The organism is Allohahella marinimesophila, from assembly GCF_039538005.1.
GTDB classification, from domain to species: Bacteria; Pseudomonadota; Gammaproteobacteria; order Pseudomonadales; family Oleiphilaceae; genus Allohahella; species Allohahella marinimesophila.
This window is the reverse complement of the sequence record NZ_BAABBO010000010.1, coordinates 14,116-27,876: the sequence shown is the minus strand read 5'-3', so window position 1 is coordinate 27,876 and position 13,761 is coordinate 14,116. Positions and strand designations below refer to the sequence as shown.

Below are 13,761 nucleotides of genomic sequence, written 5' to 3'. Positions count from 1 at the left end.
TGGAACGTAATCGAGCTGAAATTGCTCTGAGCAGGAGAGAACTAAATGTTGGAGACCATAATCCGCTTTTTTCAGGAAGGTGGGGTTTTCATGTACCCGATCGCACTGGTACTTGCCATAGGTCTGGCTATCGCCGTCGAGCGCTACTTTTATCTCTCGAAAGCCAAACGGTCGAACCGCCATGACTTCGACAGGCTCTTGCCGCTGGTCGGCAAGCGTGATTACCGTAGCGCGCTCGAGCAGGCCAACAGTTCTGGTACGGCCATGGCGAACATGCTGGCTGCTGGTTTGTCGCGTCTGCTCAACAGACAGCCACGTGATGAAATAGAGACCGCCATGGAAGAGGGGCTCATGGAGGCGCTACCGAGACTGGAAAAGCGCACGCCCTACCTGGCGACCCTCGCTAACGTGTCGACCCTGCTCGGCCTGCTGGGCACCATCATCGGTCTGATCGCTGCTTTCACGGCAGTCGCCAACGCGGATCCGGCCGAGAAAGCCAATCTCTTGTCCCAGAGTATTTCGGTAGCCATGAACACCACGGCTTTCGGACTGATGGCTGCGATTCCACTGCTGTTGATGAATGCCGTTCTGCAGACGAAGACCAACGAAATCATCGACAGTTTCGAAATGGCCGGCATCAAGGTGATGAACGTCATTAGTGGGCACGAAGCGAACAAGTCCTGATCATGATGAGACGCAAACACCGCCGCTTACAGCAGGAAGCTGAGCTCGATATCACGGCGTTCATGAACCTGATGATCGTGCTGGTGCCAGTACTGCTCATCAACATGGTATTCGCCTCGAACGGTGTGCTCGATCTTAATTTTCCGCTCGGCTCAAGTGATAATCAGGCTAGCGATGAGAAACTGCAGTTGCAGGTCATGATCTATCCACAGCAGCTGATCGTCAGCGACGATCGCGGTGGAGTCATCGCTAGCATCGCAGCGGACCAGCCATCCGCTGAGGAACGCCAGGTCAGTTACGATTTCGACAAGCTGACCCAGGTCATGCAGCAGATCAAGGCCAGACTGCCGGACAAGCGCGATATCGTCATCATGGCGCGACCCCAGACTGATTATCAGACCCTTATCTCGGTGATGGACAGAGTGCGGGCCTATCCGGCAATGGTAGCTGGCAGTCTCGTTCAGGCCGAGCTGTTTCCTGATATCTCCATAGCTGATGCACCTGAAGCCGCGGCAGGCAGGGCTGAGACGCCGTCGGCCGCCGAGGGGGGTGCGCAGCCATGAAGCAGTCTGCCAAGGCACGCCGCCATAACCGACATTACCGTCGCCACAAGAAGGTGGGCGGGCTCAATCTTGTCTCGCTCATGGATATCTTCACCATACTCGTGTTCTTTCTCATGGTGAATAGCAGTGACGTCAAGGTGCTGGAGACCACCGCCAAGGTCGATCTGCCCTTGTCCATTTCCGAAGGAGAGCTCGGCGAGACCCTGACCTTGAGCGTGACGCCTCAGCAGATCGCCGTGGGTAACCGGATGATCGCTGAAGTGTCTGCCATTCAGGGATCCTCGGAGCTCATCATCGAGCCGCTGCGGAAGGAGCTTCGCTATCAGGCCGAACGGCGGCCACGAACCGACGAGGAGATTGCTGCAGGTGAGGGCATGCCCATCACCGTGTTGGCTGACAAGTCACTGAATTACAGTCTGCTCAAAAGAGTCATGGCGACGTGTGTCGAGGCGGGTTACAGCCGTATTTCATTGGCCACTCAGCGTGAGCTGATGCAAACGGTCGAGCCTGATGACGGCGCGACGACAGGCACCGGAACAGGAGTGTCTGGCTGATATGCTGCTGAAAAACACTCTCCCCTGGAGCGATTTGCCAGATGATCGCGGTCGCTTCAGGCGCATACTTTACGCCACGCTCGTTGTACTGTTGCTGCTGTCGATTGCAATTCCGTTGATTTCATTGCCAGAACCCTCACGAGAAGAACTCGAGGCGATCCCGCCACAGCTGGCTCAGTTGCTCATCGAAAAGGAACCGCCACCTGAGATCGTGGCGCCAGATCCTGAGCCGGAACCTGAACCCGAAGCTGAGTCCGAGCCAGAACCTGAACCAGAGCCTGAGGCCACACCGGAGCCAGAACCTGAGCCTGAGCCCGAACCCACGCCTCAGCCACGCCCGGTGCAAACGATTGAACAGGCGCGGGAGAAGGCCCAGAGTTCAGGCCTGCTGGCTTTGAAGGATCAGCTGTCCGATCTTCGCGAGATCTCCAGCGCGGCGGCTGCAACGTCTCCGCAAGAGACTGCCGAGCCTGCGCCAGCCGGTCAGGCGGCTTCTGCCCGGTCACTCGCACTGGAGACGGGTCGAAGCGGCGGCGCAGATGCGGCGGCAGTCAGCGCGTCAGACAAACAGGTTGAACTGGGACGTCGTAACGTCAAGCAAATTGCCGTGGCGGAGCAGGCTGGCGGAGAACAGGTAGCCCAGGGCCGAGCCCCTGCGAAGCAGGGTCGCAGTCGAGAAGAGATTCGCCAGGTCTTCGACGCCAACAAGTCGACGATCTTCCGAATCTATCAGCGGGAACTTCGACAGAACCCGGCTTTACAGGGCACATTGGTGCCTGAGTTGACCATCGAGCCGAACGGCGCGGTGTCCAAATGCAGAATCGTGAAGAGTAGCCTCGGTGCGCCAGCACTCGAAGCGAAGATTTGCAGCATGCTGCAGTTGATGCAGTTCGAAGCGAAGAGTGGTATCGATCAGTACGTCGTGCCCTATCCGATCGATTTGATCCCCGGCTAGCCGGGGATCAGGATTAGTCCTGGTTGTCAGGATCGCCGATGGTGATCCGTGGCAGACTGGGCATGGTCATACTCATCTTTTCAGTAGGGGCGATGATTCTTGCATTCCCCTCAAGCACAACCTCCTTGTTCTGATTGCAGACCGAGCAACTGATCAGTACCCGGTTCTTGCTCTGCTTTTCCTCTACACGAAGATTGACTGTCAAAGTGTCGTGAATCTTGACCGGTCGAAGAAACTTCATGGTCTGTTCGAGGTAGATCGAGCCAGGGCCAGGCATGACAGTGGCAATGGCCGCAGAAATAAGCGCGCCGGACCACATGCCATGCGCCACTCGACCCTTGAAGATGGTATTTTCCGCGTAATCCTGATCAAGATGAACCGGATTGACGTCGCCGGACATTGCTGCGAATAGGATGATCTGATCTTCCGTGAGCGACTTGGTATAGGTGGCGGTGTCACCGACTTCGAGTTCGTCGTAGGTGAGATTCTCAAGTGCATCCATAAGTCGAAACTCGCTTGGTAAGGTTCTTGTGAGCAACTGCGCCTGCACAGTATCAAAACGGACCTCGAAGGTCCGTAGCGCGGTCAGGCAGCCTGTTGATCAGTGTAGTCCAGTTTTGCTACAAGCCATTGAAGCAGATCGTCAAACACCTCCTGACGGTTGGTTTCGTTCAGCATTTCGTGGCGACCCTGTCGATACAGGCGGGTGCAGACATCATCAGAAGTCCTGCTTCGAAGCAGTCGGCCAAGCGCCAGTACACCTTTGCCATGGTGGCCCACTGGATCATCATCTCCGGCAATCAGTAGATAAGGGATCGCGGGCATCTGGGCGACATTAGATGGCGTCGAGATGGCCTGAAGGCCACCCAGAAAATCAAGCCAGAGCTGCGTCGTACCGACCTGACCACAGAAGGGGTCATTCAGGTAATCGGATACTGTCTCGGGATCGCGCGACAGCCAGTCGTGGTCGGTATCAGGCTGCTCGATATGCTTGTTGAAATGTCCAAATGACAGGTGGTGCAGCAAAGGGTTGGGTTTGCGTAGCCCGAAGATGACGCGGGAGCCTCGTGCTGCGACCTTGCCAAGACTCAGGCGGGCCTGGTCACTCAGGTTGCTGCCAGAGAAAATAGCCGCCTTGACAGGGAGTCGCCGGTTCATGAGCGTTGCCTGGGCGATGAAGCTCCCCATACTATGGCCCAGGAGGACGATGGGTACACCTGGATGTCTCGACGCCGCGGCTTCAATCACCTGCGCCAGATCCTGCCAGACTTTCTTCCAGCCGTCCCTGTCTGCATAGTGACCGAGATGGGTGGCAAAGGGGCCGTGTCCACGATGATCGTGACAGACCGTCATGAAGCCATGTCGGCCAAGGAACTCGCCGAGGGGCGCATAGCGGCGGCTGTGTTCAGCCATGCCATGACTGACGACAACGATGGCGCGCGGACTGCTGCTTGCGGTAGGCTGCGTGTCCGTGACAGCGGACCAGTAGCGAATACGAATTTTATGTGCGTCATCGGCCTTGATAGTGCAAATTTGTTCTGTATCCATATTCATGTTTTTGTTCATGTCTAATCCTGACATATCGACTCATGCAGCAGGCTATTTCCTTCCTCTGTTATAATCAATAGCTCGTTAAGAGTTCTGCCAAAAGTGCACGTAGAAAATACCATGACAGACCAGCAGGCTGCTGGCAGCAGCCAGTTCGACATCGTTTATCCTCCCGAACTTCCGATCAGTGAACATGCGGCCACCATCATCGAAGCCATTCGATCGAACCAGGTGCTCGTGCTGGCTGGCGAGACCGGGTCAGGGAAAACCACGCAGCTACCGAAGATGTGCCTGCAGGCTGGGCTCGGCAGTGCAGGTAAGATCGCGCATACGCAGCCCAGACGACTGGCGGCGCGAGCCCTATCGTCAAGAATAGCGGCCGAGCTGACTGCGTCTGGCGCACCTGAAGGCCTGGTCAGTTATCAGATCCGCTTTGAAGACACGTCAGGACCGAATACACGAGTCAAGGTCATGACAGATGGCATCCTGCTGGCGGAAACGCGTCGGGACAAGTGGCTGCGGGCCTACGACACCATCATCATCGACGAAGCCCATGAACGTTCCCTTAACATCGATTTCCTGTTGGGTTATCTCAAGCGTGTGCTGGCTAAACGCCCAGAGCTGAAGCTGATTATTACCTCAGCCACCATCGATGTGACCCGCTTCTCGAAACATTTCAATGATGCGCCTGTCATAGAGGTGAGTGGCCGTACTTACCCGGTCGACGTGGTCTACCGGCCGCCCGGGGAGCTCGAGTTGCCGGATGCGATTGGTGAATGCCTTGAACTCACGCGTGAGCATGAGCGTGAGACTGGTATCAGTGCCGGCGACTTTCTGGTCTTCATGGTCGGTGAGCGGGAAATTCGCGAAACCGCCAACGCACTACGCAAGCGATATCCCGATGAACTCGACGTTCTGCCGCTGTATTCGCGGCTCAGCAGTAGCGAGCAGAACCGGATCTTCAACGTCAAGTCGGGTGGCAAGCGTCGCATCATACTGGCAACGAACGTCGCGGAAACGTCGATAACGGTGCCTGGCATTCGCTACGTTATCGATCCTGGGCTGGTCAGGATCAGTCGCTATTCCTTCCGCAACAAGATTCAGCAGTTGCCGATTGAGCCCGTGTCCAAGGCCAGTGCCAATCAACGTAAGGGCCGCTGTGGACGGGTCGCGCCCGGTATCTGTTTCCGCCTTTACGACGAAGAGGAGTTCGACACCAGGCCCGACTTCACCGAGCCGGAGTTGCTGCGGACCAATCTCGCTTCGGTCATCCTGCAGATGCTGGATCTAAAGCTTGGTGATATCGAGCAGTTCCCTTTTCTGCAGGCACCTGCGTCCAAGCTCATCAACGACGGCTACAAACTGCTTCACGAGCTCAATGCGGTCGATGCCAAGCGTCATATCACGCCTGTGGGCCGCCAGCTCGCGGTATTTCCGACTGATCCGCGCTTTGGCAGAATGCTGCTGGCGGCTAACGACAATGGCGTTCTGCCTGAAATGCTCATCATTACCTCGATGCTATCGATTCAGGATCCGCGCGAGCGGCCGCTTGAAAAACGCCAGCAGGCCGACGAGATGCATGCTCGTTTTGCCGATGATCAGTCCGATTTCCTCTCGATACTGAAGTTGTGGGACGACTACGAAGCTCAGAGGCAGGCGCTCTCAGGCAATCAGCTCAAGAGCTATGCCAAGCAAAGCTTTCTCTCGTTCATGCGTATGCGCGAGTGGCGTGAGATTCACAGGCAATTGAGCTTGCAGTGTCATCGTCTGGGCTTCAAGCGAACGCAACGGGCGCTTGCTCAGCCGGCCGAGTCAGCAGGAGATGCCGCCCAGCCTCAGGAACAGGCCACCGGACAGATGCTCAGCTACGAACACCTGCACCAGTCGCTGCTGTCAGGGCTCTTCATGCAGACGGGATCGCTACTCGAGATCAAGCCGACAGCAAATGAGCGAAAAGGCCGCGACAGCGCGTCGAACGAACAGCGTACGCCGCTTCGCCAGCAGAAGGGCGCCTACGAAGGGCCCCGCAATCGCGTCTTTTTCATTGCGCCAGGGACGCGCCTGCGCCGCAAGCAACCGAAATGGGTCATGGCAGCAGAGCTGACTGAAACCAGCCGGGTCTTCGCGCGAATGCTCGCGCGCATCCAGCCGGAATGGCTTGAAGCGGCTGCAGATCATGTACTCAAGGATCAGTATCTTGAGCCTTACTGGTCCACCAGCCGTGGTGAAGCCCTGGCCTCGCTGCAGCGCAGCCTGTATGGACTCGTCGTGGTATCAGCCCGGGCAGTGGGTTATAGCGGCATAGACCCGGTGTTCAGCCGCGAACTTCTGTTGAGGGAGGGATTGATCGCGCCCGCGTACTCGCCAGAGTTGAGCACGCAGCAGGCGCTCACCCAGACGCCGAAGGCCAAGAAAGGATCAGCTCGGCGGAGTCGCAAGAATATGCAGGCAAAACTGCTGCAGTTGCCCTTCGTGGCCGCCAACATGAAGATGCTCGAGGATGTGGATGCCCTTGAAGCTCGCCTGCGTCGGCGCGATCTCCTGGTCAGTGAAGATGAGCTGTACAGTTTCTACGACAGCCGAATACCAGCTCATGTCACGCGGGTCGCCGATCTACTGGTCTGGTACAAAAGCCTTGATCCCGGCGCACAGCACCAACTTGAACTCACGAAGGCCGACGTCATGCACACTGCGGTTGGCGATGACCTGCTCAGCGCCTTTCCTGATCGCTTCGACTGGGACGGGATGCAGCTCGGGCTCCGCTATGAGTTCAAGCCTGGCGAGGCAACGGACGGTATTACCCTGAACGTTCCGCTGCCAGCGCTGACTCAGTTGCCAGCCAATCGTCTGGAGTGGCTGGTTCCAGGTCTGTTGCAGGAAAAGATTGCGCTACTGCTCAAGGGGCTGCCGAAGCAGTGGCGGCGTCACTTTGTGCCGGTGCCTGAAACGGCGGCCAGGGCCGCATCAGAGATGACGACACGTCACCTGCCGTTGCGTGAGGCACTGAGCCTCTACCTGAAGCGGCTCAGTGGTATCGACGTCCCGGCCGAACAATGGCCACCCGAATCCGCCTTGCCAGAGTACCTGCGCATTCATATCGAAGCGCTGGACGAGCAGGGCCGCTCGCTGGCTCAAGGCCACGATGTTCATGAGCTGCGCCAGCGCCTGGAAGACAAGCTGTCTGCCAGCGCCTGGGCTGAACAGGATAATACCTTTCAGAAAGTTGAAGGGATAACGGAGTGGAATTTCGGGTCGCTGCAGCCCTCGGTGCACACCGAGCGGGCAGGGCTGGTCATCGAAGTCTATCCCTTTCTCGCGGATGCCAAGAATAGTGTGACGCTGGATGTCCATCTCGACAAAGCCGAAGCTGAATCAATCACCCGGCTTGGACTTGCGCGCCTTTTCCTGCTGCGCATGCCAGGTCGGGTGAGCGATGCTGTCAGCAGTCTCAAGGCCTGGCGCTCGGTAGCGCTGCTGTACAGTACGATCGGTCAGGCACGTGATCTGCTGGATGATCTGCTGTTGCTGACAGCGATCCGCAGCTTTGGCCTCGAGCAGTCGAGTGGCTTTCCGCGCGATGCTGCCACATTCGGCGAACGGCTCAAAACCCAGAGCAAGCGCTTTGACGCCGAAGCCCGCGTTCTGGCCGAAATGCTCGCGGAGATTCTGCAGACTCATCACGACATTCAGAAGCAGCTGACTGGTAAGACGACCCTCGCAGTTGCGCTCTATCAGAGCGAACTCAAGGCCCATCTGGCGCAGCTTGTGTATCCCGGCTTTTTGTTGAATACTCCTTATGAATGGCTTCGGGAGTTTCCCAGATACCTGACAGCCGCTGGTGTACGTCTGGAAAAGATGCCCCGCAATGTTCCCAACGAACGTCTGTTTCAGGATTTCATGACACGGGAATGGTCCGCTTTCAGGGAGCTTCGCGAAAAATTCAGACTCGAGGGTCGTCGCAGTGAGGCGCTTGATCAACTACGCTGGATGTTTGAGGAATACAGAGTTTCCTACTTTGCCCAGACACTGGGTACCCGAGTGAAGGTCTCGGACAAGAAAATCCGCAGCCAGTTCGCTCTGGTACGTGAAGCAGCCGGCTGAACCTCCTTGCCGCTGAAGTTGTCGCCCAATGCAGAGCGCTCCAGCTGGTATCGACTGATACAAGAGAGATTAAGTGAAACACGCAATTATTACAGGAACAGGTCTTTACACACCCCCGTACTCGATCAGTAACGACGAGCTCGTGGCTGCGTTCAACGACTATGTACTGATGTTCAACGCTAACAATGCCGCGGCCATCGCCAGTGGTGAGGTTGAGCCCCTGCAGCCATCCTCGACTGAGTTTATCGTGAAGGCCTCCGGCATACATAGCCGAAACGTGGTGGCCAGAGAGGGTATTCTCGATCCGAAACGCATGCGGCCATTCCTGCCAGAGCGCAGCAATGACGAGCCGGGTATCCAGTGCGAAATGTCTGTAGCTGCCATCAATGAAGCGCTGAAGCGTGCAGGGCGAAAGATCGAGGAGATCGACGGGCTGATTGTCGCCTGCTCCAACCTGCAGCGCCCCTATCCAGCAGTCTCTATCGAAGTACAGGCTGCCATTGGCATGAAGGGTTTTGCCTACGACATGAATGTTGCCTGCTCGTCTGCGACCTTTGGCATACAGGCCGCTGCTAACGCAGTCCGGCTCGGTGAAGCCAAGGCCGTGCTGGTGGTCAGTCCGGAAATATGCAGCGCGCACCTCAATTTCAAGGACCGCGACAGCCATTTCATTTTCGGTGACGCCTGTACCGCAGTTGTTGTGGAAGCTGAAGCCTCACCGAATGCGCAGAAGGTCTTCGATATCGTCGGCACGCGCCTTGTCACACAATATTCAAATAATATCCGGAATAATTTTGGTTTCCTGAACCGTCTGGATGAGTCCGGCGAAGGCAAGCCGGATAAACTTTTCGTACAGAATGGTCGAAAGGTATTCAAGGAGGTCGTGCCTCTGGTATCCGACCTGATTATAAGGCACCTCAACGACAATGATATCCAGGTCGGGAAGATCAGCAGGTTATGGCTGCACCAGGCCAATCTCAACATGAACCTGCTCATCAGCCGCAAAGTGCTGGGCCGGGATGCCAGCGAACAGGAGTCACCGACTATTCTGGATACCTATGCCAACACGAGTTCCGCGGGCTCCATCATTGCTTTCCACAAACATCATGCCGACTTCGAGAAGGGTGATGTTGGCGTCATTTGCTCCTTCGGAGCCGGCTACTCTGCTGGCAGTGTCATCGTCCGTGCGCACTGATATGGAAGGTCTGTTCAGTTTGACTGGCCGTTCACTGCTGACGCCGTGGCTTCTGCTCCTCCTGATCGCGATGCCAGCCCAGGCGCTGGAATCCGGTGAAGCCGCTACGATAGCGGGTGAAGCCTCAGTCGATAGCGAGTCCGATTCAAATCAGCGGGACTACAGCCGACGGCTACATCCCCAGGACCCCTGGGAGTCGTTCAATCGACCGATCTACCGCTTCAACAACTTTCTGGACACATACCTCTTACGACCCACAGCCGTTGGCTATCGCAAAGTAACCCCTGAGGTCGTAGACCGTTCGATCACGAACTTTTTCCACAATGTTGGTGATGTTGTCACACTCGCCAATTCGGTGTTGCAACTCAAGCACCGTCGGGCGGCTGAAACCACAACGAGATTGATGTTTAACACTATTTTTGGTGTGGCTGGTCTGTTCGACGTCGCCACAGGCTGGGGCTTGCCAAGACGGCCGGAGGATTTTGGGCAGACGCTGGTCTACTGGGGCGCGCCTGAAGGTAATTATCTCATGCTTCCGATTCTCGGACCGGCCACGGTCACTGATGCGATAGGAGCAGTGCCGGATGGCTTGATCAGTCCATTGAACTGGCTTGGTGAGCCCGATGTATATTTCGCAAACCTGGTCAATGTGGTCGATCAACGTGCAGACGTGATTCCTGGAGAGCACCTCATCGTAGGTGATGAATATATTTTCATTCGAAATGCTTACCTTCAGCAGCGAAACTACCTGAACAACGATGGTCAGGTGGATAGTGACCCCTTTCTCGACGACGACTTCTAGCGAAGTCAGCTGCCCTGAACTAGCTTTGACAGAGGATAGCAAGACACCCAGCAGGGATTATCGAGCATGAGCGTATTTCGCAGTCGAAAGAACAAATATCGTGAAGCCATGGCCAGCGCGACGAATTATCACAGCTGGCGTGAAGCGGCCCTCGAGCTCGATTATATTGAAGGCAATATGGAGTGGAAGGAGTCGTTCGCTTCCGACCTCTACAATTATGAATTGATCTACGAGCGTATTTCGGCGCTCAAGACAAGTTTCGAGCGTCGCGATTACGACGCGCTCCTGCGCCATCTTCGCGAGGGGCAGCACCACGACCTTGGCAATATGGGCAGCGCCCAGCTGTATACCCGCTCTCATGTCGGTACCAAGCATCTCATTGAAGAGTATATCGGCCAGGTCTGCCTGGTACTGCAGCACCTGCGCGAGACTGAGATTCCGCAGCTACCCTTGCGCGAGAAGTACGATTTCTTCAAGGATATGGCCCTCAGCTATGGGCGTCCGGCGCTGCTGCTGAGCGGAGGCGCTACGCTTGGCCTGTTCCATCTCGGTGTGGTCAAGGCGCTGTGGGAGCGCGGTTTGCTACCACAGGTCATTGCTGGCAGCAGCGTTGGTAGCATCATTGCTGCGATGCTTGGCACACATACCGATGACGAAATACCGGAGATGCTGCTGCCCCACAGGCATAATCTGAAGGCCTGGCGATTCATGGGGTTGCTGCACGGCCTGCGTGGAGGCGGCTTCATGGATGTTCGTGAGCTCGAGCGCTGCCTGCGGGCCAACATCGGCGAGTACAGTTTTCTCGAGGCATTCCAGCGTACCAACCGTAGCATCAATATATCGGTGTCGCCGACGGCGCAACATCAGAAGGAGCGTCTGCTCTGTGGTTATACCTCGCCCTATCTGTTTGTCTGGAGCGCTGCGCTGGCCTCATCGGCAGTCCCCATTATCTTTCCACCAGTCAAACTGATGAAGAAAGACCAGTTCGGAAACGCGGTTCCCTTCATGCCAAAGCTGCGCTGGGTCGATGGCTCCGTGGTGAGCGACCTGCCGGTCGAGCGCCTCATGCACCTGTACGATGTCAATTTTTCCATAGTGAGTCAGACCAACCCCCATATCGTGCCATTTCTCAATAACGACCTGCCTGATGGCGGCAAGACCAGCTTGTCTTCAATCCCGATGCGTGTGATCAGGGCCGAGATGGAGTTTCATGGCAAAGGGCTGTTCGATTATCTGAGAAGCAATCTGAGCTCGAGCGTGCTCCGCCAGGCAAGTGGTCAGGTCTACAATATTCTTGCCCAGAAATATTTTGGCGATGTCACCATCTCCCCACGCTATACCTGGTGGCACTACGCGCAGTTGTTCAAGAACCCGGCCCCCGATGTCGTTCGCCGTCTCACCCTTGAAGGCGAGCGGGCCACCTGGCCAAAAATTTCAATGATCGCTACGCACGCCAAGATTTCGCAAACGCTGGAGAAAAGTATCATCGAGCTGAAGGAGCGGCTGCGCGGTCAACGTGCGGAGCTGTCGGTGGTTGGCAAGCCTACCGTTGGGAAAGCGTCCTGATCCATGTATGAAACCTTTTATGGTTTGCAGGAAGCGCCATTTTCGATAGCGCCTGATCCGCGATACCTCTACATGAGTCAGCGCCATCGCGAAGCGCTTGCCCATCTCCTGTTCAGCCTCCAGCGCGAGGAGGGCGGCTTTGTGCTCCTCACGGGTGAGGTTGGCACCGGCAAGACGACCATCTGCCGCAGTTTCCTTGAGAAGGTGCCCGAACGCACCGACGTCGCCTTTATCGTACACCCGCGACTCACAGCGAGAGAGCTGCTGGCCACCATCTGTGATGAGCTGGGCATCCATTATCCATCTGGTTCATCAATCAAGATTCTCGTCGACGAGCTCAATCATCATCTGCTTGACCGCCATGCTACCGGGCGCCATACCGTCATCATTATCGACGAAGCGCAAAATCTCAGCATCGACGTGCTCGAACAGCTGCGCCTGCTCACAAATCTCGAGACCAGTAGCAAGAAGCTCATTCAGATCATTTTGCTCGGTCAGCCAGAGTTACGCGACATTCTGCAACGCGAAGAATTGCGCCAGCTCTCGCAGCGCATCACCGCCCGCTATCACCTCGAAGCGCTGAACCTCAATGATCTGCACGGCTATCTGCGATATCGGCTCTCAGTGGCGGGACTGCGCGAGACGATGTTTACCGATAAGGCCGTCAAGACGCTCTTCAAGTTGTCCAAGGGCATTCCCCGGCTGGTGAATCTGATCTGTGACCGGGCGCTGCTCGGCGCCTACAGCATGAATGAGCCAAAGGTCGGGCCGGAGTACATCAAGAGCGCAGCCAAGGAGATCGGCCTGTTTGAGCGCAAGCGTCAACGAACGGGGCAGGTCGGTGAACAATGGTGGTATCGGGGTAGCCTTATCGGTCTGGCGGCAGGTTTTTTCGTGCTGGCGCTGATCATGATTCAGGGACCGCCGGAGAAAATTCCTGATCCAGCGGTCGCGGTACCGGGCGCCATTCCCGATATGTTGCGGATGGGGGAGGCTGGTGGCACGCCAGCGTCCACGAACAAGGACAGTGTTGTCACGACAGATCCTGAGGTCATGGCATCCGCAGCTGAAGTCGAATCATTCGAGGAGCCGGCCCCGGAACCCTTGCGTCCGGTACTCGCGCCCCCTATCGTTATCGGTGAATACGAGCCTGCCGAGGACAACAAGCTGCGTGCCTATAGCGCCTTGTTAGCCGCCTGGCGTATAGATGAGACGCCCCCGCGTGGTGAACTGGTGTGTGATTTCGTTGGCCGTTACGGGCTGGCCTGTCTGCACCGGGAGGGCAACTGGCGAAGCCTTCTGCGGCTCGATCGACCCGCAGTGCTGCGTCTTCGCAACGACAAGGGAGAACTGTTTTTCCTCACACTTGTGGGGTACGACGCCAGTAACGATAGTGTCAGCGTGGTGCTCGACAACGAAGTCTTCGACCTGCGTCAGGAAGCCATCGATCGCTATTGGGATGGGGTATATTCCATCGTATGGAAACAGCCGCCTTATATGAGCATGACACCGGCCATGGCCGGCTACGAAGACGAAACCAGCTGGCTCGACCGCACTCTGAAGCTTGCCTATGAAAGGTATCGACAGGATACGCCTGAACCGGCCATGAGCAGTGTCGAGTTTGCCACCCTGGACCTCAAGGGCAAGGTCGTGTGGTTCCAGCGACAGGCCGGCATACTGGCCGACGGTCTGCCTGGCGCCATTACACTCATCATGCTGAATAACTGGACAGGTTCAGATGCACCCAGACTGGTGTATGATCCTGAGCCAGTCGCCCTTCAGCAACATTAGAC

At 56.6% G+C, this 13,761-nt stretch carries 11 protein-coding genes; 9 read left to right on the top strand and 2 right to left on the bottom strand.

The genetic code is table 11. The features are described from left to right. Window positions 1-45: 45 nt before the first annotated feature. Genes ABD735_RS11250 through ABD735_RS11235 form a run of 4 tightly spaced genes read left to right on the top strand, consistent with a single transcriptional unit; the run spans window position 46 to window position 2,756 of the window. Window positions 46-684 carry a MotA/TolQ/ExbB proton channel family protein gene (locus ABD735_RS11250; RefSeq protein WP_344806411.1) on the top strand — a complete coding sequence of 213 codons (639 nt, stop codon included), beginning with the start codon at window positions 46-48 and terminating at the stop codon, window positions 682-684. 2 nt (window positions 685-686) lie between these two features. Beyond that, window positions 687-1,247 (top strand): ExbD/TolR family protein, encoded by a 561-nt coding sequence (locus ABD735_RS11245; RefSeq protein ID WP_344806409.1) that lies wholly within the window; start codon window positions 687-689, stop codon window positions 1,245-1,247. Then, a complete protein-coding gene (locus ABD735_RS11240) occupies window positions 1,244-1,801 on the top strand; it encodes an ExbD/TolR family protein (protein ID WP_344806407.1) in 558 nt (185 codons plus the stop codon). The genes ABD735_RS11245 and ABD735_RS11240 overlap by 4 nt, the downstream gene beginning before the upstream one ends. 1 nt (window position 1,802) lies before the next feature. Beyond that, complete coding sequence (locus ABD735_RS11235) at window positions 1,803-2,756, top strand: AgmX/PglI C-terminal domain-containing protein (RefSeq protein ID WP_344806405.1); 954 nt, start codon at window positions 1,803-1,805, stop codon at window positions 2,754-2,756. Between the two features lie 13 nt (window positions 2,757-2,769). On the opposite strand, the gene ABD735_RS11230 is transcribed toward ABD735_RS11235, so the two are convergent. After that, window positions 2,770-3,258 carry a MaoC/PaaZ C-terminal domain-containing protein gene (locus tag ABD735_RS11230; RefSeq protein WP_344806403.1) on the bottom strand — a complete coding sequence of 163 codons (489 nt, stop codon included), beginning with the start codon at window positions 3,256-3,258 and terminating at the stop codon, window positions 2,770-2,772. A gap of 83 nt (window positions 3,259-3,341) precedes the next feature. After that, entirely contained in the window at window positions 3,342-4,322 is a 981-nt protein-coding gene (locus ABD735_RS11225; RefSeq protein ID WP_344806401.1) for an alpha/beta fold hydrolase, read from the bottom strand. Between the two features lie 102 nt (window positions 4,323-4,424). On the opposite strand from ABD735_RS11225, the gene hrpA reads away from it, so the two are divergent. The 5 genes from hrpA to ABD735_RS11200 all read left to right on the top strand — a co-directional run bounded on the left by hrpA (window position 4,425) and on the right by ABD735_RS11200 (window position 13,759). Continuing rightward, entirely contained in the window at window positions 4,425-8,405 is a 3,981-nt protein-coding gene (gene hrpA / locus ABD735_RS11220) for an ATP-dependent RNA helicase HrpA (RefSeq protein WP_344806399.1), read from the top strand. Between the two features lie 73 nt (window positions 8,406-8,478). Then, a complete protein-coding gene (locus ABD735_RS11215; RefSeq protein WP_344806397.1) occupies window positions 8,479-9,600 on the top strand; it encodes a beta-ketoacyl-ACP synthase III in 1,122 nt (373 codons plus the stop codon). Beyond that, window positions 9,590-10,402 carry an MlaA family lipoprotein gene (locus ABD735_RS11210; protein ID WP_344806395.1) on the top strand — a complete coding sequence of 271 codons (813 nt, stop codon included), beginning with the start codon at window positions 9,590-9,592 and terminating at the stop codon, window positions 10,400-10,402. The genes ABD735_RS11215 and ABD735_RS11210 overlap by 11 nt, the downstream gene beginning before the upstream one ends. Window positions 10,403-10,468: 66 nt before the next feature. Then, window positions 10,469-11,968: a DUF3336 domain-containing protein gene (locus ABD735_RS11205; protein ID WP_344806393.1), complete on the top strand. Its 1,500-nt coding sequence runs from the start codon at window positions 10,469-10,471 to the stop codon at window positions 11,966-11,968. Window positions 11,969-11,971: 3 nt separating this feature from the next. Then, window positions 11,972-13,759: an ExeA family protein gene (locus tag ABD735_RS11200; protein WP_344806391.1), complete on the top strand. Its 1,788-nt coding sequence runs from the start codon at window positions 11,972-11,974 to the stop codon at window positions 13,757-13,759. The last annotated feature ends 2 nt before the right edge of the window (window positions 13,760-13,761 follow it).

Coding starts and splice junctions, on each gene's coding strand:
- ABD735_RS11250 (WP_344806411.1), top strand. CDS start 46: ATGTTGGAGACCATAATCCGCTTTTTTCAGGAAGGTGGGGTTTTCATG.
- ABD735_RS11245 (WP_344806409.1), top strand. CDS start 687: ATGATGAGACGCAAACACCGCCGCTTACAGCAGGAAGCTGAGCTCGAT.
- ABD735_RS11240 (WP_344806407.1), top strand. CDS start 1,244: ATGAAGCAGTCTGCCAAGGCACGCCGCCATAACCGACATTACCGTCGC.
- ABD735_RS11235 (WP_344806405.1), top strand. CDS start 1,803: ATGCTGCTGAAAAACACTCTCCCCTGGAGCGATTTGCCAGATGATCGC.
- ABD735_RS11230 (WP_344806403.1), bottom strand. CDS start 3,258: ATGGATGCACTTGAGAATCTCACCTACGACGAACTCGAAGTCGGTGAC.
- ABD735_RS11225 (WP_344806401.1), bottom strand. CDS start 4,322: ATGAACAAAAACATGAATATGGATACAGAACAAATTTGCACTATCAAG.
- hrpA (WP_344806399.1), top strand. CDS start 4,425: ATGACAGACCAGCAGGCTGCTGGCAGCAGCCAGTTCGACATCGTTTAT.
- ABD735_RS11205 (WP_344806393.1), top strand. CDS start 10,469: ATGAGCGTATTTCGCAGTCGAAAGAACAAATATCGTGAAGCCATGGCC.
- ABD735_RS11200 (WP_344806391.1), top strand. CDS start 11,972: ATGTATGAAACCTTTTATGGTTTGCAGGAAGCGCCATTTTCGATAGCG.